At 70.0% G+C, this 19,205-nt stretch carries 21 protein-coding genes; 10 read left to right on the top strand and 11 right to left on the bottom strand.

Annotated elements, in window-relative coordinates; all coding sequences use genetic code 11:
* The first annotated feature begins 10 nt into the window (after positions 1-10).
* From AOZ06_RS41360 to AOZ06_RS41345, 4 genes are read left to right on the top strand one after another with little or no spacing between them, the layout of a single operon-like run.
* Positions 11-961, top strand: a complete 951-nt coding sequence (locus tag AOZ06_RS41360; protein WP_054294353.1) for an ATP-binding cassette domain-containing protein — start codon at positions 11-13, stop codon at positions 959-961.
* Positions 958-1,782 (top strand): ABC transporter permease, encoded by an 825-nt coding sequence (locus AOZ06_RS41355; protein ID WP_054294352.1) that lies wholly within the window; start codon positions 958-960, stop codon positions 1,780-1,782. The genes AOZ06_RS41360 and AOZ06_RS41355 overlap by 4 nt, the downstream gene beginning before the upstream one ends.
* A gap of 9 nt (positions 1,783-1,791) precedes the next feature.
* The gene (bluB, locus tag AOZ06_RS41350) at positions 1,792-2,415 is read left to right on the top strand and encodes a 5,6-dimethylbenzimidazole synthase (protein WP_054294351.1); all 624 of its coding nucleotides are present in this window, start codon (positions 1,792-1,794) and stop codon (positions 2,413-2,415) included.
* 60 nt (positions 2,416-2,475) lie between these two features.
* Entirely contained in the window at positions 2,476-3,009 is a 534-nt protein-coding gene (locus AOZ06_RS41345; RefSeq protein ID WP_054294350.1) for a Rossmann-fold NAD(P)-binding domain-containing protein, read from the top strand.
* Here AOZ06_RS41345 and AOZ06_RS41340 read toward each other — a convergent pair.
* From AOZ06_RS41340 to AOZ06_RS41320, 5 genes are all read right to left on the bottom strand, one after another.
* On the bottom strand, positions 3,006-5,777 hold the full coding sequence (locus AOZ06_RS41340; RefSeq protein ID WP_054294349.1) for an AfsR/SARP family transcriptional regulator: 2,772 nt from the start codon (positions 5,775-5,777) through the stop codon (positions 3,006-3,008). The two genes, AOZ06_RS41345 and AOZ06_RS41340, sit on opposite strands and share 4 nt — an antisense overlap.
* A 193-nt stretch (positions 5,778-5,970) precedes the next feature.
* Positions 5,971-6,534: a TetR/AcrR family transcriptional regulator gene (locus tag AOZ06_RS41335; protein ID WP_054294348.1), complete on the bottom strand. Its 564-nt coding sequence runs from the start codon at positions 6,532-6,534 to the stop codon at positions 5,971-5,973.
* Entirely contained in the window at positions 6,531-8,456 is a 1,926-nt protein-coding gene (locus AOZ06_RS41330) for a YhgE/Pip domain-containing protein (RefSeq protein WP_054294347.1), read from the bottom strand. The genes AOZ06_RS41335 and AOZ06_RS41330 overlap by 4 nt, the downstream gene beginning before the upstream one ends.
* Entirely contained in the window at positions 8,453-9,070 is a 618-nt protein-coding gene (locus tag AOZ06_RS41325; RefSeq protein WP_054294346.1) for an ATP-binding cassette domain-containing protein, read from the bottom strand. Before AOZ06_RS41325 ends, AOZ06_RS41330 begins: the two co-directional genes overlap by 4 nt.
* Positions 9,071-9,160: 90 nt before the next feature.
* Positions 9,161-9,769 (bottom strand): TetR/AcrR family transcriptional regulator, encoded by a 609-nt coding sequence (locus tag AOZ06_RS41320; RefSeq protein ID WP_054294345.1) that lies wholly within the window; start codon positions 9,767-9,769, stop codon positions 9,161-9,163.
* Between the two features lie 92 nt (positions 9,770-9,861).
* On the opposite strand from AOZ06_RS41320, the gene AOZ06_RS41315 reads away from it, so the two are divergent.
* Positions 9,862-10,170, top strand: coding sequence for a hypothetical protein (locus AOZ06_RS41315; protein ID WP_157233529.1), 309 nt, complete (start codon positions 9,862-9,864; stop codon positions 10,168-10,170).
* Positions 10,160-10,315 (top strand): hypothetical protein, encoded by a 156-nt coding sequence (locus tag AOZ06_RS57280; protein WP_157233528.1) that lies wholly within the window; start codon positions 10,160-10,162, stop codon positions 10,313-10,315. The genes AOZ06_RS41315 and AOZ06_RS57280 overlap by 11 nt, the downstream gene beginning before the upstream one ends.
* A gap of 109 nt (positions 10,316-10,424) precedes the next feature.
* Here the strand turns inward: AOZ06_RS57280 and AOZ06_RS41310 are convergent, their stop codons facing one another.
* The 3 genes from AOZ06_RS41310 to AOZ06_RS60810 form a co-directional block, all read right to left on the bottom strand.
* On the bottom strand, positions 10,425-11,672 hold the full coding sequence (locus tag AOZ06_RS41310; RefSeq protein WP_054294343.1) for a GGDEF domain-containing protein: 1,248 nt from the start codon (positions 11,670-11,672) through the stop codon (positions 10,425-10,427).
* 104 nt (positions 11,673-11,776) lie between these two features.
* Positions 11,777-11,908: a hypothetical protein gene (locus AOZ06_RS61455; RefSeq protein WP_257721443.1), complete on the bottom strand. Its 132-nt coding sequence runs from the start codon at positions 11,906-11,908 to the stop codon at positions 11,777-11,779.
* Positions 11,905-12,072, bottom strand: coding sequence for a hypothetical protein (locus AOZ06_RS60810; protein ID WP_225954719.1), 168 nt, complete (start codon positions 12,070-12,072; stop codon positions 11,905-11,907). Before AOZ06_RS60810 ends, AOZ06_RS61455 begins: the two co-directional genes overlap by 4 nt.
* A 120-nt stretch (positions 12,073-12,192) precedes the next feature.
* Here AOZ06_RS60810 and AOZ06_RS61820 point away from each other — a divergent pair, with 120 nt between their 5' ends.
* The 3 genes from AOZ06_RS61820 to AOZ06_RS41290 all read left to right on the top strand — a co-directional run bounded on the left by AOZ06_RS61820 (position 12,193) and on the right by AOZ06_RS41290 (position 14,542).
* On the top strand, positions 12,193-12,957 hold the full coding sequence (locus AOZ06_RS61820) for an alpha/beta hydrolase fold domain-containing protein (protein ID WP_335338322.1): 765 nt from the start codon (positions 12,193-12,195) through the stop codon (positions 12,955-12,957).
* Between the two features lie 74 nt (positions 12,958-13,031).
* Entirely contained in the window at positions 13,032-13,898 is an 867-nt protein-coding gene (locus tag AOZ06_RS41295; protein ID WP_054294340.1) for a sensor histidine kinase, read from the top strand.
* Positions 13,895-14,542 (top strand): response regulator transcription factor, encoded by a 648-nt coding sequence (locus AOZ06_RS41290; protein WP_054294339.1) that lies wholly within the window; start codon positions 13,895-13,897, stop codon positions 14,540-14,542. Before AOZ06_RS41295 ends, AOZ06_RS41290 begins: the two co-directional genes overlap by 4 nt.
* On the opposite strand, the gene AOZ06_RS41285 is transcribed toward AOZ06_RS41290, so the two are convergent.
* From AOZ06_RS41285 to AOZ06_RS41275, 3 genes are all read right to left on the bottom strand, one after another.
* Positions 14,527-15,576, bottom strand: a complete 1,050-nt coding sequence (locus tag AOZ06_RS41285; protein ID WP_054297303.1) for an alpha/beta hydrolase family protein — start codon at positions 15,574-15,576, stop codon at positions 14,527-14,529. The genes AOZ06_RS41290 and AOZ06_RS41285 overlap by 16 nt on opposite strands.
* 91 nt (positions 15,577-15,667) lie before the next feature.
* Positions 15,668-16,582, bottom strand: coding sequence for a GNAT family N-acetyltransferase (locus AOZ06_RS41280; RefSeq protein WP_236951904.1), 915 nt, complete (start codon positions 16,580-16,582; stop codon positions 15,668-15,670).
* Positions 16,579-17,421, bottom strand: coding sequence for a class I SAM-dependent methyltransferase (locus AOZ06_RS41275; RefSeq protein ID WP_054294338.1), 843 nt, complete (start codon positions 17,419-17,421; stop codon positions 16,579-16,581). Before AOZ06_RS41275 ends, AOZ06_RS41280 begins: the two co-directional genes overlap by 4 nt.
* A 235-nt stretch (positions 17,422-17,656) precedes the next feature.
* Here AOZ06_RS41275 and rpsA point away from each other — a divergent pair, with 235 nt between their 5' ends.
* Positions 17,657-19,150: a 30S ribosomal protein S1 gene (rpsA, locus tag AOZ06_RS41270; RefSeq protein ID WP_054294337.1), complete on the top strand. Its 1,494-nt coding sequence runs from the start codon at positions 17,657-17,659 to the stop codon at positions 19,148-19,150.
* Positions 19,151-19,205 lie beyond the last annotated feature (55 nt).

The raw sequence follows: 19,205 nt of genomic DNA, 5'->3' as shown, positions 1-19,205 counted from the left end.
GGTAACGCAGATGAGCCACGCGGTTCTCGCCGAAGGACTCCGCAAGTCCTACAAGGACAAGAACGCACTGGACGGGTTTGACCTGGCCATTCCCGAGGGCACGGTGTGCGGCCTGCTCGGCCCGAACGGCGCGGGCAAGACCACGGCCGTGCGGGTGCTGACGACCTTGCTCACGTTCGACGCCGGGCGTGCCGAAGTCGCCGGGTTCGACGTGGTCAGGCAGGCGGCCGAGGTCCGCTACCGGATCGGCCTCAACAGCCAGGACGCCGCGGTCGACGAGGTCCTCACCGGCAGGGACAACCTGGTGATGTTCGGCCGCCTGTTCCACCTCAGCGCGAAGGTCGCGCGCCTTCGCGCGGACGAACTGCTGGACCAGTTCGACCTCACCGACGCGGCGCACAAGTCGCCGAAGCAGTACTCCGGCGGCATGCGGCGCCGTCTCGACCTGGCCGCGAGCCTGATCATGGCGCCGTCCGTGCTGTTCCTGGACGAACCGACCACCGGCCTCGACCCGCGCAACCGCAACGAGGTCTGGAGCACGCTGAGGACGCTCGTCGACGGCGGCACCACGCTGCTGCTGACCACGCAGTACCTCGACGAAGCCGACCAGTTGGCCGACCAGATCGCCGTGATCGACAGCGGCAGGGTGATCGCCGAGGGCACACCCACCCAGCTGAAGTCGCGGATCGGCGGCGACCAGATCGACGTCGTCCTGCACGACGCCCAGGACCTGCCGAAAGCCGCCGAGTTCGTCGAACGGGTCGCCGGGCAGCCACCGGAGGTCGACGGCGACAACCGCCGTGTCTCCGCGCCGGTTCGCAACCGGGTGGCGGCGCTGACCGAACTGGTCGGCGTGCTGGCGTCGGCCGGGATCGACGTCGAGGACATCGGTGTGCGCAGGCCGACGCTCGACGAGGTCTTCCTGCGGCTGACCGGGCACAGGACGGAGGTGGCGGCGTGATCCTGACTCCGGTGATCCCGCGGACCACGTGGGAGCGGTTGCGGTGGGGCGTGGTCGACGCGTGGGTGGTCACCCGTCGCCACCTCACGCACTGGATCCGCCGCCCGGTGCAGATCGTCGGCGGACTGCTGTTCCCGATCATCTCGGTGCTGCTGTTCGGCTACGTGTTCGGCAGCGCGATGCAGGTGCCGGGTGGTGGCGACTACCGCGAGTTCCTGATGCCGGGGATGTTCGGGCAGACCATGGTGTTCGGCATCGGTGTGACGATGGCCGCGGTGATCACCGACAAGGAGCGGGGCATCACCACCCGGTTCCGGTCGATGCCGATGGCGCGTTCCGGGGTGGTGGTCGGCCGCAGCCTCTCCGACATGCTGAACTCGGTGGTCGACCTGGTCGTGCTCGTCCTCTGCGGTCTGCTGGTCGGCTGGCAGTGGCGTGACGGCTTCGGCGGGGTGCTCGCCGCGTTGGGCCTGCTGCTGTTGCTGCGGTTCGCCGTGATCTGGGTGGGCATCTACATCGGCCTGGTGCTGCCGAACATGGAGAGCGCGGCCGGGATATGGGGGTTGCTGTTCCCGATCACCATGATCGCCAACACGTTCGTGGCGCCGCAGATGATGCCGGGCTGGCTCGGCACGATCGCGGACTGGAACCCGTTGTCGGCCACGGTCGGCGCGGCGCGGGAGCTGTTCGGCAACCCGGGCCTCGGCGGTGACAGCTGGGCGGCGAACAACCCGGTCCTGCTCGCGGTGATCTGGCCGTTGGTGCTGGTGGCGATCTTCCTGCCGCTGTCGGTCCGGAAGTATCGCAACCTCAGTCGTTAGTGTCCTGGGGTGGACTTCTACGAAGTGGTCGCCCGGCGCAGGGACGTCAGGGCCGAGTTCACCGGGCAGCCGGTGGCCGACGACGTCCTCGCCCGGGTGCTGGGTGCCGCGCACGCGGCACCCAGCGTCGGCATGAGCCAGCCGTGGGATTTCGTGGTCGTCCGCGATCCCGTCACCCGCAAGGCTTTCCAGGAACACGTCGCCGGGGAGCGGGACGTGTTCGCCGCCGGGCTGACCGGGGAGCGGGCGCGGACGTTCGGCCGGATCAAGGTCGAGGGCGTGCTCGAGTCGAGCCTGTCGATCGTGGTCACCTACGACCCGGACAAGGGCGCGCCCGCGGTCCTCGGCAGGCACGCGATCGCCGACGCGGGCCTCTACTCGGTGTGCCTGGCGATCCAGAACCTGTGGCTCGCCGCGACAGCCGAAGGCCTCGGCGTGGGCTGGGTGAGCTTCTACCGCGAGGATTTCGTCCGGGACCTGCTGGGGATCCCCGCGTCGATCCGCCCGGTCGCGTGGCTGTGCCTCGGGCCGGTCACGCACCTCGGTGACGTCCCGGATCTGGAACGGCACGGTTGGCGCACCCGATTGCCGTTGGCGGACGTGCTGCACAGCGAGCGATTCGGCGGCAAGTAGCGTCCACAAAGGACGATACGGTGGGGTTGCCTTTTCCGGGATGGCCGGTAACCTGGGACGATGCCGTCGCAACGTCGCGCGCTGGTCCTCGGTGGGACCGGGATGCTCGCCGGTTGCGTGGAGGCATTGACCAGCGAGGGCTGGTACGTGGTCTCTCCGAGCCGGCGGCGGCCCACGGACACCCACGGCGCGGTATGGGTTCAAGCCGACTGGGCTCAGCCGGGCGAACTGGCCGAGCGAGCACACATCGCGCTCGGCGGCCCCGCCGAGCTGCTGGTGGCCTGGGTGCACGGGAGCTTCCGGTCCCCGGTGCTGCGCGCGCTGAGCGCCTTGCTGGAAGACGGCTGCCCGGTGGTCGAAGTGCACGGCAGTGCCTCGGCCAACCCGTTGCAGGGCTGCCCTGAACCGGTGCTGTCGAGTCATCCCACCCAGCAGGTGGTGCTCGGTTTCCGCCGGAACTCCGGGCGGACGCGGTGGCTCACGCACCGGGAGACCGCCGACGGGGTGATGGCCGGGGTGCGCCGGGCGTTGGACGGGCGACGGCACGCGGTGCACCAGGTGGGCGAGTTCCGGCCGTGGAACGCGCTGCGCTAGCCCGTGACGTGCTCCAGGTGGGTGTTGCGGCGCCTGCGCAGCAGGTTCAGGGTCCACGCTGCTTTCTCTTCCCCGCTGCGGTCCTTCAGGCGGCGGAACGCCGCGAGTGCCTGCCGGACCTCGACTTCGGCGCGGCCGAAGTCCCCTGAGGTCGTGTGCAGGTCGCCGAGCGAGTGCAGCGCGTACGCCGAGCAGAGGTCGTCGCCGAGTTCACGCAGGATGCCGAGGGACATTTCCAGGTAGCGCACGGCTTTCCTCGTCTCGTCCCGGCTGCCGTGGAGTTTGCCGAGTTCGCTGAGGACTCTGCCTTCGCGGTGCCGGTCGCCGGTTTCCCGCGCCAGCAGCAGTGCGCGCTGCAGCCAGTTCGCCGCTTCCCTGTGGTTGCCGATCGCCAGCTGGGCCTTGCCGATCGTCTGCCGCGCGTAGGCTTCCGCGTGCACGTCGCCGTGCTCGACGAAGCTGTTCAGTCCTTTGTGGAAGTACGGGAGCGCGGCGAGCGGCCTGCCGCGGAAGTACCGCGCCGCGCCGATGCCACAACTGGCGAAGGCCTCGCCGATCGGGTCGCCCACTTCGGCGAACATGCCGCGGGACTTGGCGAACATGGCTTCCGCTGTGCTGTAGGAATCCCGGTACAGGTGCACCTGGGCCAGCCCGCGTGTCAGCGTGGCCTTGGTCCGGGTGTCCTCGGCGGCTTTCAACGCGATCTCGTGCACTCGTTGCCACGGGTCGAAGTGGCACCGGTGGTCGAAGTACGGCACGAGCGTGGTCGCCAGCGTGCAGGCCAGTTCGCCGAGGCCTTCGTTCGCGGCCAGTTCGACCACCGAGATCACCGTTTCGTGCTCGGCGTCCAGCCACCGCAGCGGCGCGGCGACCACATCGTCCACAATGGACTTGTCGACGGGGTGGCGTGCCGTGTCGCTGCGCAGCGGCCGGAAGATGCTGGCGGGCAGCTGCCCGACGGCCTGCTCGGTCAGCGCCAGCCAGCCGGAGACCACCCGGCTGATCGGCTCGCGGACGTCGTCGTCCCCGGAATCACGCGCGTAGCAGCGGATCAGGTCGTGCATCAGGTAGCGCGGCTGGTCGATCACGTCGACACCGGCCATGTCGAGCATGCTCGCGTCCACGAGGACGTCGACCAGCTCCGCGCTGCCGCCGCGGTCGAGCAGCGCGCCCACCGCCCACTCCGGGATCGCGCTCGGCCCCAGCCTGCCCAGCAGCCGGAACGCGGCGGCGGCGTCGGCGGGGAGCTGGCGGTAGCTCAGGTCGAAACTCGCGCGGACGGCCAGCTCGCCCGCCTTCAGCTCGCTCAGCCGCTGCGTCTCGTCGGCCAGCCTGCGTTCCAGCACGGTCAGCGTCCAGCCCCGGCGACCGGCGATCCGGGCGCCCGCGATGCGGATGGCCAACGGCAAGTGCCCGCAGGAGCGCAGAATCGCCTCGGCCGACTCCGGCTCGCCGGTCACGCGCTCCAGCCCGGCGATCTTGCCGAGCAGCTCACTGGCTTCCGCCGTGGGCAGCACGTCGAGCTCGATCTGGTGCGTGGCAGGCAGTTCCGCCATCCGCTGGCGGCTGGTCACCAGCACGCCCCAGTTGTCGGCGGGCAGCAGGCCACGGATCTGCGTGGCGTTGGCCGCGTCGTCGAACAGCACCAGCATCCGCGTTTCCGACGCCATCGACCGGTACAGCGCCGCGCGGTCGTGCACGCTGTCGGGCAACGCGGCCCCGGTCACGCCGAGCGAGCGCAGCAGGCTGCCGAGGACTTCCTTCCCGGTGCGCGGACGGCTGGTGGTCCCGGCCAGGTCCACGTACAGCTGCCCGTCCGGGAACTCGTCTTTCAACAGGTGCCCCACGTGCACGGCCAACGAGGTCTTGCCGACGCCGGGCGGCCCCACGATCGTCGCGACCGCCGCGGCCTCACCCGCTGTCGCGACCATCGCCCGCAGCGCCGCGATGTGCTTGCCGCGTCCGGTGAAATCCGGGACGTCGTGGGGCAGTTGCCTCGGCACGGTCCGCGTGGCCGCCGGTCCGGGCCGCGGCGCCTCGCCTTTCAGGATCGCCGCGTGCACCTCGCGCAACTCCGGTCCCGGTTCGACGCCGAGCTCGGTGACCAGGCGCTTGCGGATCTCCGCGTACGCGCGCAGCGCCTCGGCCTGTCGTCCGCTGCCGTCGAGGGCCAGCAGCAGTTGCCGCCACGCGGATTCGCGGAACGGGTGCTCGGCCAGGAATGGCCGCAGGTCGGCGATCGCGTCCTGGTATCGGCCTTCCGCGACACGCAGGCCGAGCAGTTCCTCCGTGGCCATCACCCTGGACTCGGCCAGCGCCGCGAGACGGTCGTCCCAGGCGGGCACGCCGGGCAGGTCCGCCAACGGCTCGCCCTGCCAGAGCGCCAGCGCCTGCTCCAGCTGCGCGGTCGCCTGCGCGAGGCTGCCCGCGGCCCGCAGCCGGCGGGCCTCGGCGACGTGCTCGGTGAACTCGGCCAGGTCGAGCTCGCCGTCGCCGATCGCGATGGAGTAGCCGGCCCGGTCGGTCCGCATCCGCGTCGCGATCTCCGGTGAGCTCGCGCGCAGCGAGCTGACGTAGGTCCGCAGGTTCGCCGCGACCGAGCGCGGCCTGTGGCTGGGCCACAACACGTCGGTCAGCATGTCGCTGGTGACCGTCTGGTTGGCGTTCAGCAGCAGCGTGGCCAGCAACACCCGCGGTTTCGTCCCGCCGAGCTCCGCGTCCCCGGCCCGCAGCGGTCCGAGCACGCGGAACTTCAACTCCGTTGTCACATGGACCCCCAGTCGCACGTCACTGCCGCTCAGTCTCATGCGGGCCGCGCCGCCGCACAATACCCGGGGTACGCCGAACCCTAAGGGAACGTAAAGTTTGTGACCGGGACCACTGCGGACAACCGGGATGCTGCTACGCGGTGCAGACGTGTCGCCGGATGCGCAACCGGCCGCCGGTGCCCGCGATCGGATCTCACGGATTCGGGCCGAGCCCGCGGACCAATAACATCACCGATTCGCGGACCTCGTCACGGGTGCGCTGCCGCTGGAACACCTGCCAGTCCAACGCGACCACGAGCAACGTGCCGAACAGCGCCGACGCGGCCGTGCCGGTCTGCACACCGGCGGGCAGCCTGCCGTCGTCGGCCAGGCGCTGCATGTGCTCCTTGACGATCGACACGATGTCGTCACGCAACAACGTCAGGGTCTCGTGCCACTGGCCCGGTGTCCGCCACAGCTCGCTGACCAGCAGCTGGGCGAACGCCGGGTAGTCGGCGAAGTACGACAGCGCGGCGTCCACCAGGTCCTCGACCTCGTCGGCCTTGCGCAGCCGGTCGGCCAGCAGGTCGACGCCGTAGCGCAGCAGCGCGTCGATCAGGCCGTCCTTGCTGCCGAAGTTGTAGTACACCGTGCCCTTGGCGACCCCGGCTTCCGCCGCGATGTCGTCGACGGTCAGCCCGACCATGCCGTTGGTCCTGGCCAGCCGCAGTGTCGCGTCGAACAGTTTCTGTTTCGTGGCTTGGGTTCTCGGGCTCACAACACCAGCTCCGGCTTCAGGCGCGACGGCGTCCAGACCCGTTGCCGCCGGGCGGCCAATGTGGACACCAGGAGCGCGCCGGCGAGGTACGCCAGCAGTACGAGCACGTCCTTGCCGACGCTCACCATCGATCCACCGTAGAGCAGGTGGCGCATCCCGTCGACCACGTATCCCATGGGCAGCACGGAATGCAACGGGTACAGCACGTCCGGCAACGTCTGCCACGGGAACGTGCCGCCGGAGCTGATCAGCTGCAGGATCAGCAGCACCAGACCGAGGAACTTGCCGACCGCGCCGAAGAAGGCGTTGAGCGCGTGCAGGATCGCGGTGAACGCCAGCGAGGCCAGTGTCAGCAGGCCGAACGCGGCGAGCGGCCGGTTGGCGCCGATCCCCACGACCGTCGTGACCACCGTGAACAGCAGGATCACCTGGACGATGCCCAGCGCCGCCGCGGGCAGCCAGCCGCCGATGGCCACCCGCCACGCGGGCAGGCCGGCCGCGACCGCACGGCCGGACAGCGGTTTGATCAGCAGGAACAGCACGAACGCACCGATCCACGTCGCCAGGCCGAGGAAGAACGGGGCCAGCCCGGCGCCGTAGCTGCCCGCCTTCACGTCGCCGACCGCGTTGATCGCCACCGGGTTGCCGATGGTCTGCGCGGTCGCGCCGCGCGTCGGGTCGTCCGGGTGCGGGATCTGGCCGAGGCCCTGGGTGAGGCCGTCGCGCAGCTGCACGGATCCGTCGGCGAGCTGCTTGGTGCCCGCGGCGAGTTTCGCCGTGCCGTCGACCGCGGTCTTCTCGCCGGCGGCCAGTTCGGCCGCGCCGGTGTTGAGTTTGGTGGCGCCGGTGGCCGCTTTGCTGATGCCGTCGGCCAAAGCGGGGGACTGGGCGGCCAGTTGCGCGGCGCCGTCGGACACCTGCTTGGCGCCGGTGGCGAGCTTGTTCAGCTGGGTCGCCGCGGTCTGGACCTTCGTGTTCGCGTTGTCGATCGGCTGGCGCGCCTGGCCAAGTACGCCCATCACGCGCTGCACCTGCTCCTCGGTGAAGCCCGCGGCCCGCAGGTTCGCCGCGACGTTGCCGTTGAACTGGTCGATGCCGCCGACGAACTGCTTGGCCACGTCCGCGATGTGCTGGCCCTCGGTGGCGACCTGCGCGTTGCCCGCCGCCACCTGCGCGGCGCCGTCGGCGAGTTTGCGTGCGCTGGCGGGCAGGTCCTTCGTCTTGTCGTGCAACGTGTTCAGGCCGGTGGTGAGCTCCTGCAGCCCGGCGGAGAGCTGGGTGGCGCCGTCGGCGAGCTTGCGCTGGCCGGTGTCGAGCTGCGCGGCGCCGTCACGGGCCTGACCGGCGCCGTCGGCGAGCTGACCGGCACCGTTGGCGGCTTCCTGGGTCTTGGAGAAGATCGTGCCGAAGCCGATCAGGAACTTGTCCGCCGCGGTCTGGCCGACCTCGGAGGTGATCGACTGGCGCACCTCGTCGGCCACCTTGTCGGCGATCGTGTCGACCAGGTAGTTGTTGGCGTCGTTGGTGGTCACCGTGATCAGGCCCTGGCGCGGCTGGAACACGCCGCTGGAGCCGAGCGCCGCGGAGAAGTCCTTCGGGATGGTCATCGAGAACGAGTACTTGCCGTCCCGCACGCCCGCGTCCGCGTCCTTCGCGTCGACCCGGTGCCACTCGAACGCGCCGGACTCCTGCAGCTTCTTGGCGACCTTGTCGCCCGCGTTGCCCAGCTCCTGCGAGCCTTCGTCTGCCATCACCAGCGCGGCCGGGATGTGGTCGAGCCTGCCGTACGGATCGTGGTTGGCGAACAGGTACAGCGAGCCGTACAGCAACGGCACGAGCACGAGGGCGATCACGGCGAGCCTCGGCAGCTTGCCCGCGGTGATCCGGCGGAGTTCGTTGCCCGCCAAGCGAAGGGCGCTCATTCTGTCACTCCGATCATGGCTGCCCCGGCGTTGAGCGCGCGCACTGTGGGAACGGCACACAGCACGACGACCGCGAGGCCGCGTTCGGCTTGTCCGGCGGCGTGCGGCCACCAGGTCTGGGGATCGCTGACGTGCCGGTCCGGCTGGTCGACCAGCAGCGCCCGCACGCCGGGCTTGGCGCCGGCCGTCTCGATCAGCAGCCGCGTCCGTACTTCCGGCGGGACATTGTCGACGCGTTGGCCGACGTACTGCTCGGCGTCCTGCGCGCGCAGCCAGTCGCGGACGGCGGCGCGGTTGGCGCGCTGACCGGCGTTCATCAGTTCCTCGGCGATCGCGTCGCCCAGTTTCAGGCCGTCTTCCGGCTCGTTGACGCCGGGCGCGTCGACCAGCACGACGTGGGCGCGCAGCTTCGCCGGGTCCTGGTCGCCGTCGAGGGTGACCGTGCCGTGCGACGGCCGGATGCGGCCGCCGAGCGCCAGGGCCAGCGCGGTGTGGCCGGCGCCGGGTTCGCCCGTGACCAGCGTGACTTCGCCTTCGCGGACGGTCAGCGAGGTCGGCCGCAGCAACGGCCCGTGCGGCCCGTCGACCCCGACTCGCTCGGCGCGGATCTCCACCGGATGCCCTTCTTTTGAACTGACTGGTCAGTTCAAATACTGCTCCGCGCGGCACCGCCTCGCAAGCCAGGACACTGTGACGCTGGTTGCTCAGGCTCTGTACAGGGTGGACCAGATGATGTCGGTCAGCACGTCGGCGACCTTGTCGTGGCCGCCGGAGTCGCTCGGTCGCAGCATCTGGTGCCCGACTCGCTCGATCATCCAGATGAGCACGGCGGCGGTCTCGCGCGGCTCGACCGGCCGGATCGTCCCGGCGGCCTGGCCGAGTTCGATCGCCTGGCCGGTCAGGTCGATCAGCCGCCGCATCAGGCCGCGCAGCTCCTCGGCGACCGACTCGTCGACCGCGGCTGCCTGGGAGACCAGCGTGAACGCGGCGCCCCGGCGCCGGTACACGTCGATGATGGCGCCGAGCGACGTCCGGAGCTGCTCGCGGTCGGCTCGATCGGCGGTCGACCACCAGTCGGTGGAGACGTCCTCCAGCTCCGCGACGACGGTCTTGGTCATCCGGCGGGCGAGATCGCCCTTGTCCTCGAAGTGCACGTAGAAGGTCGACCGGGAGATCCCGGAGACGCTCGCCAGCCGTTCGACGCTCAGCTCGCCGAAGTTCTCGCCGTCCCTGACCAGTTGTTCGGTCGCGGCGAGCACACGCTGCTCCATCGCGTCGCGGCGTTGTTTGCGGGTGGTTCGGCTCGGCGGCATGAGGACATCCTACTGTCGGACATCATCTCCGGACATGTTGTCCGGACATTGTGTCTTGACATGATGTCCGAGCCGGGTTGATGCTGGTGGACATGAAAATCGTGCAGCTCGTATTGCGGGTACTGATGTGGATCGCGGTCGGCATGAAGCTCACGACGATGGCCGGTGTGGCCGCCGCCCGGCGGCTGCCGGACGCCGACGGCGAGGAAATGGCGTTGCTCTTCCTCGCGCTGCCCGCGGAGGCGGCGGCGCGGATGGAAGGTGTCGGAATCGCGGCAGGCGCCGCGCTCGCCGTCACCGCCCGGGAACCCGGCGAGAAGGTCCTCGCCGGCGGGATGAGCAGCGGCCTGCTGGTGCTGCTGGCGGACCGGCTGCTTCGTGAGCGCGGCCATGGCCGCTGAAGACGTCCTCTACGTGTGCCTGTTCATCGCCGTCGTCTTCCGGGCGGCGACCGTGCTCGACGAGATCGGGGAGAAGCTGATGAACAAGGTGTTCGGCTGCTTCCTCACCCTGCTCCTGCTGGCCGTCGTCGCCGGAGTGTTGTAACGCGTTGACCGGCCGATGAGGACCGAGGCGTGCAGATCGTCGCGACGCCCGTGGCCGCGACCGCCCGTTCAACAACGACGCCTACGTGGGTTACTGGCTGGCCAAGGACCTACCGTGAGGCCAGCCGGACCTGGTTGCGGCCGGAGCGTTTCGCGGCGTAGAGGGCTTCGTCGGCGGCCTGCAGGAGCTGGTCGAGGCTGGTGCCGTGCCGCGGGTGGACAGCAACGCCGATCGAACACGTCACCTGGATCACCGCGTCCGCCGGGGTGCGCACCCGGGTCTCGCTGACCCGCTCGCGGATCCGTTCCGCCACGACGAGCGCGTCATGACGGGTCGAGTCGGTGAGCAGCGCGACGAACTCCTCGCCGCCGAACCGCCCGACGACGTCACTCGAGCGCACCTCGTGCGAGAGCGTCGCGGCCACCGCGACGAGGACATCGTCACCGGCCGCGTGCCCGTGCCCGTCGTTGACGGACTTGAAGTGGTCGAGGTCGATCATCAGCACGGCCGCGGGACGTGTGCTGATCTGTTGCCTCGCCGCGTCCCGCCACGCCTGCGTGTTCAACAAGCCTGTCTTCGGGTCGGTACGCGCGGCCTTGCGCAGTTGCTGCACCAGCACCCTGCCGTGCAAGGCAAGCGGAACGCCGACGACAGCGGTGAGCGCGATCGGCCAGTCGGTCAACGCCCACGCGACCAGGACACCGAGCCCCATTCCCGCCAGTTCCACCGGGGTGTCGGTGTCGGCCGCGAGAACCTCCGCGAAGGACGCGCGCGGCACACTCAACGCGATCGCGCCGGACACCAACGCGGTGCTCACCACGAGGTAGGTGATTCCCGCCGCGGCGATCATCAGATAAGTGCCGGTGTCCCGGTGCGACTCGTCGAACGCCGGATATTGGCCTGCTGCCAACAGAACTGCGGCCGCGGCGTACCCCGCGAGCACCGTCGCCGAGGCGCTGAAAGCCTGGCGGTGCACGACATGGCGACGCACCCGCAACCACCGGTGCAGGTAGTTCGACGAGACGATCACAGCCATCAGCACCGGGTGGACCAGCAGGGCCGCCGAGAACGTCCACATCGAGTTCAAGTCGGTGTACGGCGCGTTGTGCGCGCCTTCCCGGACGCGTTCGATGGACCGGGTCGCCTCGATGTACACAGCCGCGCAGCCCCAGATGACCAAGGCCCTGACCAGATCGGATGACGAGATCGCCCATGTGCGGGCCGCGCCGACGGTGAGCAGCGCCGTCGCGAGCTCGACCGTCAGGACGTAGACCAGGACGCGCCGCGGTCGCTGCCACAGCGTCCACGCCGTGACGTGTGTGATCGGAAACCTATGTCGTGCGCGCTTTCTGTTCATTCCGCGGCTCCCCCTCCGCATGCGGGAGGCCCGCCCGGCCCCCCGCAGTCGAACCTAGCGGAAATCGTGGCGCTGCGCAGCCATTTGCTTACGGTGAGCACACGTCAGTTGTCACGCGGGCGGGGGATCGCGCTGTGGTGGCAGTGCACGGCGGCGGCCTCGCGGATCGAATTGGTGCGGCACAACGCCGTCAGCACCACGATCAGCTGATGATCCAAGCCGTCCAACGCGATCACGTCCGGCACCGCGTGCAGCGCGCGGATCGTTCGGCCTCGCCCGCGCTGTCGGACAGCACCAGCTCGACGAGCGCCGGATCACCCAACGCGGGCAGCGGGGCTTGGTCGAGCCGCAACGACAACGCGAGCGTGATCGACAGCCGTTCGAGGACCATCTCGTCCAACGGCGACGCATCACCCGCACGCGCCGGCCACACGACCGTGCCGTCGTCCAGTTCGCGCCTGCGCGGTCGCGGGAACCGGGCCGCCGACTGTCAGGCCGCGCGACGACGAGTACACGCCAAGTGGACGCTCGGCCAGGTGCGCTGCCCGGCGCCACCTGGCTGGTGCGCGATCACGTCCGGGTGGCGCAGCCCGGTCGACGTCCGCGACGAGTTCGTGCCGGGCCCGCCGGACGTGCGTGTCCGGATCTTCTCGCCCGCGCCGGCGGGCGACGCGCGGCCGGGCCTCGTCTACATCCACGGCGGCGGGTTCGTCGTCGGCGACGTGGACATGACCGACAGCGGGGCCTTGGCCCTACGCGGACAAGCTCGGCATCGTCGTGGTACCGGCTGGCGCCGGAGACACCGTTTCCCGGCCCGCTCGAAGACTGCTACGCCGCGCTGGTGTGGACCGCGAACAAGGCCAGCGAACTCGGCATCGACCCGGCGCGGATCGGTGTCGCCGGCGAAAGCGCGGGCGGCGGGCTGACCGCGGGCACGGTGCTGCTCGCCCGTGACCGCGGCGGCCCCGCGGTGGCTCTGCAGGACCTGGGTATCCCCGAGATCGACGACCGGCTGGGAACCGGGTCGATGCGGGCGTACACCGACACTCCACTGTGGAACTACCCGGATGCCGTGTTCAGCTGGGTCGTGACGGTGTGCCTGTTCGACCCGCTGCGGGACGAAGGCATCGAGTACGCGCGGCGGCTCGCACAGGCCGGTGTGCCCACCGGGCTGCATGCGTACGCGGGCACCTTCCACGGATCCTCGATGATCACCGAAGCGCCGGTGACCAAGCGGATGGCGGCCGACCAACTGGAGGACCTGCGCCGCGGCCTGCGGATATGAGCTAGTGGCCACGACTGGAAGCCCGTCGAGGCCCCCGGCGGACTTCCAGTCGTGACCACTTGTAGTTTCGGCGCATGCGGACGGGGGTCGTCGAAGGTGCTGTCTGGGTCGTCGTCACCGGCCTGCTGGTGTACGACAGCCTGCACAACCCCGTGCCGTGGGAGCTTGCCGGTGGACTGACGGCCGTCGCGGTCGCTGTGGTGGCCATCAGGCGGTACCCGGTGGTCGCGTTGGCCGTGGCGGTCGTGTCCGGTGTCGCCATGCTGTTCGACTACGGCGGCCGCGTACCGATGTGGCCATTGGTGCTGATGGCCGCTGTCGTGTACCTGACCAGGCGTCAGCACGTGCGGCGCCGTGCCGAGCAGGACGCGGTCCAGGCGCGGTTGAAAGAACGCGCCCGGATCGCCGCCGACATGCACGACTCGCTCGGTCACGAGCTGACCCTGATCGCTGTGCGGGCCGGGGTGCTCGAGGTCTCCGGTGGCCTGGACGACAGCCAGCGCGCGGCCGTCGGGCAGGTGCGGGAAAGCGTGGCCGCCGCGACCGAGCGGCTGCGGGAGATCGTCGAAGTCCTGCGCGAGCCGGAGAGCGTGCGCGACCTGATCGCCAGGAGCGTCGCGTCGGGCATGGTCGTCGAGTCCACTGTGGAAGATGTGCCGGCCGGTGTCGAGCCGGTGGTGTACGACGTGGTGCGGGAGGCGTTGACCAACGCGGCCAAGCACGCGCCGGACGCTCCCATCGTCGTGACGGTCACCTCGAACCGCGTTTCGGTGGTCAACGAGCCGTCCTCCGGGCAGAGCGGGCTCGCGTCCGGCGGGAGCGGCCTGGCCGGTCTGCGCAAGCGGGTCGAACGGGCCGGTGGGGCGTTCGACGCCGGGCCGCGTGACGGCGGGTTCGCTGTCACGGCCACGTTCACGGGGACGTCGGAGGGGGTTTCGTGATCCGGGTGGTGCTGGCCGACGACGAGGCGATGATCCGGGCGGGCATCGCGGCCATCCTGGGCAGCGACCCCGGGATCGAGGTCGTCGCACAGGCCGGGACCGGCCGCGAGGCCGTCGACCAGGTCGCCGGGCACCGCCCGGACATCGCGGTCCTCGACATCCAGATGCCGGAGCTGGACGGCCTGGCCGCAGCCGCCGAGATCAGGCGGCTGCGCCCGGACACCGGTGTGGTCATGCTGACCACGTTCGGCGAGGACACGTACATCGAACGGGCGCTGGCCCTGGGCGCCAACGGTTTCCTGTTGAAGTCCGGCGACCCGGCCGAGCTGATCGCCGGGATCAAGGCGGTGGCGGATGGTGCCGCGTTCCTGTCGCCGAGGATCGCCAAGCGGGTGATCGACCAGCTGCCGCGGTCGAACTCCGGCGCACGCGAACGCGTCTCGGTGCTCACCCCCACCCAGACAGACGTACTCACGCTCGTGGGTTCCGGTCTGTCCAATGCGGACATCGCCGCCCGCCTGCACATCGCCGAGGGCACCGTGAAGGCACACGTGACCGTGATCTTCGGGCGACTCGGCGTGCGCAACCGCGTGCAGGCGGCGATCCTGGCCCACCAGGCCGGTCTGGTTCAGAGCCTGGCCTGAAAGAACCCGGTGAGGTAGTCGCGGAAGAACTTCACCGAGGCGACCGGGTCTCCCGTGCCGTACAGGTTGCTCCACACGTTCGCCGGGATCTTGTCCTTCTGTCCCAGGGCGACCGCCAAGTAGCCGTTGTCGTTGGACGACGAGTGCCCGGTCTGCGGCAGCAGCCTGCGCTCCTTCCACCCGGTCAGGCTCGGCCACGCCGCGTCCCACAGCCCGGCCCAGCCCTGCTCGCCGATCGGGCTGGTGAGCAGCGCGAACGGTTTGGCCACCGCCAGCGGCCGGTAGATCGGGCCGTCCATGCTCACCCCGGCCTTGAACCGCCGGTCACCCGCCAGCGAGTGGATCGTCGCGACGCCACCCGCCGAGTGCCCGGCCATGCCGATCCGGGACCTGTCGATCCGCACCGGCCGGTTGGTGAGCACGTCGTCCAGCACGAACTTGACGTCCAGCGCGCGTTCGGCGAGCGCCTCGGCCCAGATGTCCGGGTTGCCCGAGCACCCCTTGCACGGCAGCAGCCGCCCGCCGGGGAACTCGACGTTCTGCGCCTCGTACGCGTGGTCGATCCCGGCGACCACGAATCCGCGGGACGCCAGCTCTTCGGCCAGCGTCGTCAGCGTGGTCCGGCTGTTGCCCATGCCGGGGGACAGCACGACCAACGGCCAGCCCTTGGACTTGGGCAGCGGCGGGGCGTCGCGGTACGAGTGCACCTTGACTTTCTGCAGCGCGTCGTCCGGCAGGTCGAGCCGCAGGCCGCGCACGGCGGCCGTCGACTCCGCCGCCGTCATGTACTCGGCGCGCTTGCCCACCGGGATCGCCGGGTACCACAGCGAGACCATGAGCTCCCGGCGCTGGTCGGGCTGCCAGCGGTCGGCCCGGCCGGTGTCGGCCAGGTGGTACGTCCGCTGTCCGACGGGCAGCTTGCCGCCGGGGCCGAGCAGCCCGACGCCCGTCGCGGCGGCGGCCGATGGTGCCACCGCGACCGCGGTGGCCGCCGTGGCCGCGATGATCAGGGGGATGATGCCGAGGATTCGCATGAACACAGTGTTCTGAATCCGCGGCCGCGGCACATCGGACCACGGTCCAGACTCGGCTATGACTTTGGTCGGGGGTCCGGGCCGGAATCGGTCACCGCAGGGCCGAGGCCGGCCGGATCTCCCAGATCGTCCACAGTGGGCGATAACCCTGCCGCGCCCAGAACACCGTCGACAACGGGTTCGGCGGGTTGAAGTACAGGAAGGTGCCGTCCGTGCCCGCCGCGGCGAACTCGCGGTGCACCACCGAGACCAGCTCACGCCCGACGCCCGCGCCGCGGAACGACGGCGCCACGGAGAAACTGTTGACATAACCCCACAGGCCGTGGCGCAGGCGCGTCTCGCTCCACGACCCGGTGATCGACTCGTTGTACCAGCACTCCGCCATCGCCACCGCGATCCCGTCGCGCTCGCCGATCCAGATCGGGTCGCCCTGGTCGAGGTGACGCGCCAGCGCCGCCCGTTTCACCTGCTCGGCACCGGGCCGCAGGACCGTGCCGCCGACCATCGCGGAGTACTCCAGCTCGGCCAGCGCCAGCGGCAGCAGCGTGTCCAGGTCGCGCAGTGCCGCGCGGCGCACCTTCAGCGCGCCCGGTGACGGCAGCAGCGGCGCGCCGGTCCGGATGGCCAGCGTGGACAGCGGCACCAGGCCGTGGTCGAGGAACACCCGGGCGGCGCCGACGTCCCGGCTCGGCCAGGTGACCAGGCACGACGAGTCCGGCGCGGTGCGCAGGCGGCCCATCACCGCGCGCCACTGGTCGACCAGCTCGGCCATGCCGTGCTCGCCGAGCATCGGGTGCAGTTCCCAGACCTCCAGCGCGGACCACAGCGTCGGCATCGCGTCCGGCGTCAGCCGGGTCGGCACCAGCACACCGGCCACGCGGGTGCCGGTGGCCAGCGCGGCCGTGATCACCTCGCCGTCCGGTGGCCGGACGGCGGCGGGCAGCATCGGGTCGAGCCGGGCGAACCACGTGCTCTGCGTGTCGACCAGCCCGTCCGGGAACCTCACGTACTCCTCCGGCAGCTGAAGATCACCGTGCCGGGGAACAGCTCACCGCGCAGCGGGCTCCACTGGCCCCACTCCCTGGTCTGCCCCTCCGGCCACTCGGGCTCGATCACGTCGTCGACGACGAACCCGGATCCGGTCAGCGCGCGCACGTAGTCGCCCAGCGTCCGGTGGTGCTCGACGTAGGTGGGGCGGCCGTCGGCGTCCACCTCCACGTACGGGGTCCGGTCGAAGTACGAGTTGATCACCTGGAGCCCGGCGGGCCCCGGGTCGTCGGGGAAGATCCACCTGATCGGGTGAGTCACGGCGAAGACCCAGCGGCCCCGCGGCCGCAGCACCCTGGCCACCTCGCGGAAGATCGTCCGCACGTCGGCGACGAACGGCACCGCGCCGAACGCCGAGCACGCGATGTCGAAGCTCCCGTCGGCGAACGGCAGGTACTCGGCGTTCGCCCTGATCAACGTCGGTGTGATACCGGTCACGTCATTCGCGTGCTTGGCGTGCCGCAGCATCCCGGCCGAGAGGTCGAGCGCGGTCACCCGCGCGCCCTGGCCGGCGAGCCAGCGCGCGCACGGGGCGGAGCCGCAGCCGACCTCCACGATGTCCTTGCCCGCGACCTCCCCGAGCAGCTGCACGTCGCGTTCCCGCAGGCCTTCGGGGCACCAGAGGAAATCGGCGGCGCCGAGGAAGTCCCCGTGCTCGGCCATGTAGTCGTCGGCGTCCGCGTCCCACCACGCGATGTTGGCGGCAACGGACTCGCTCGCGTCGACCCTTCGACGAGCGGGGCCGACGGTTCCGAGAGTAGTTTGAGCGCCGGAGTACCGGTCCTGCTCGCTGTCCACGCCTGCTCCTTATGGGCATCCAGTTTGCCCGACGTTCGCGCGGGCGCGTACGATACCGCCCGCGCGGTGAATTTCGCGCTGCCTGCGGTTCAGGTGAGAAATCTGGGAATCGGGTTGCGCGTATCGGTGTTGGACCCTGTGCATGATCACACCAGCCACAGGGCGCTCATCACACCGTGCGCCAGAACTTAAAACAACCCGACTACTCCCAATCCGTACCGGAGCAACCCACCTAATGTCCACCGACACCACCATTGTCCCGGCATCCAGCGCGCCAAGGCAGCAGGTCGCAATCAACGACGTCGGGACGGCGGAGGACTTCCTCGCCGCGATCGACGCGACGATCAAGTACTTCAACGACGGCGATATCGTCGAAGGCGTAATCGTCAAGGTCGACCGTGACGAGGTTCTTCTCGACATCGGCTACAAGACCGAGGGCGTCATCCCCTCGCGTGAGCTCTCGATCAAGCACGACGTCGACCCCAATGAGGTCGTCAAGGTCGGCGACGAGGTCGAGGCGCTTGTTCTCCAGAAGGAGGACAAGGAAGGTCGCCTGATCCTGTCCAAGAAGCGCGCGCAGTACGAGCGGGCGTGGGGCACGATCGAGGGTCTCAAGGAGGCCGACGAGCCCGTCAAGGGCACCGTCATCGAGGTGGTCAAGGGTGGTCTGATCCTGGACATCGGCCTGCGGGGCTTCCTGCCGGCGTCCCTGGTCGAGATGCGCCGTGTCCGCGACCTGCAGCCGTACGTCGGCCGCGAGCTCGAGGCCAAGATCATCGAGCTGGACAAGAACCGCAACAACGTGGTCCTGTCCCGCCGCGCCTGGCTCGAGCAGACCCAGTCCGAGGTCCGCAGCGAGTTCCTCAACCAGCTGCAGAAGGGCCAGGTCCGCAAGGGCGTCGTGTCCTCGATCGTCAACTTCGGTGCCTTCGTGGACCTGGGTGGCGTCGACGGCCTCGTGCACGTCTCGGAGCTGTCCTGGAAGCACATCGACCACCCGTCCGAGGTCGTCGAGGTCGGCCAGGAGGTCACGGTCGAGGTCCTGGACGTCGACATGGACCGCGAGCGCGTCTCGCTGTCGCTGAAGGCGACCCAGGAAGACCCGTGGCGCCAGTTCGCCCGCACCCACGCGATCGGCCAGATCGTGCCGGGCAAGGTCACCAAGCTCGTTCCGTTCGGTGCGTTCGTCCGCGTGGACGAGGGCATCGAGGGCCTGGTCCACATCTCCGAGCTGGCCGAGCGCCACGTGGAGATCCCGGAGCAGGTCGTGCAGGTCGGCAACGACGTCATGGTCAAGGTCATCGACATCGACCTGGAGCGCCGCCGCATCTCGCTGTCGCTCAAGCAGGCGAACGAGGGCTTCACGCCGGACACCGAGTTCGACCCGACCCAGTACGGCATGGCCGCCGAGTACGACGCCGAGGGCAACTACATCTACCCCGAAGGCTTCGACCCGGACACCCAGGAATGGCAAGAGGGCTTCGACAAGCAGCGTGAGGAGTGGGAGCGCCAGTACGCCGAGGCGCACACCCGCTACGAGCAGCACATGTCGCAGATCCGCAAGGCCGCCGAGGCCGACGCCGCCGCTGCCGCGGGCGAAGGCGCCGAGGCAGCCGGTGACCAGAGCTACTCCTCGGCGGGGTCGGAGACCCAGGCCAAGAGCGGTGGCACCCTGGCCAGCGACGAGCAGCTCGCCGCGCTGCGCGAGAAGCTGTCCGGTGGCGTCTGATCGCCGCTGAACAGGCTCGCTAGCCAGTAGGCATGACGGGGCCCCGCACCGATTC

The sequence above is a fragment of the Kibdelosporangium phytohabitans genome, assembly GCF_001302585.1.
GTDB lineage: Bacteria > Actinomycetota > Actinomycetes > Mycobacteriales > Pseudonocardiaceae > Kibdelosporangium > Kibdelosporangium phytohabitans.
This window is presented reverse-complemented; position numbering and strand designations above follow the sequence as displayed.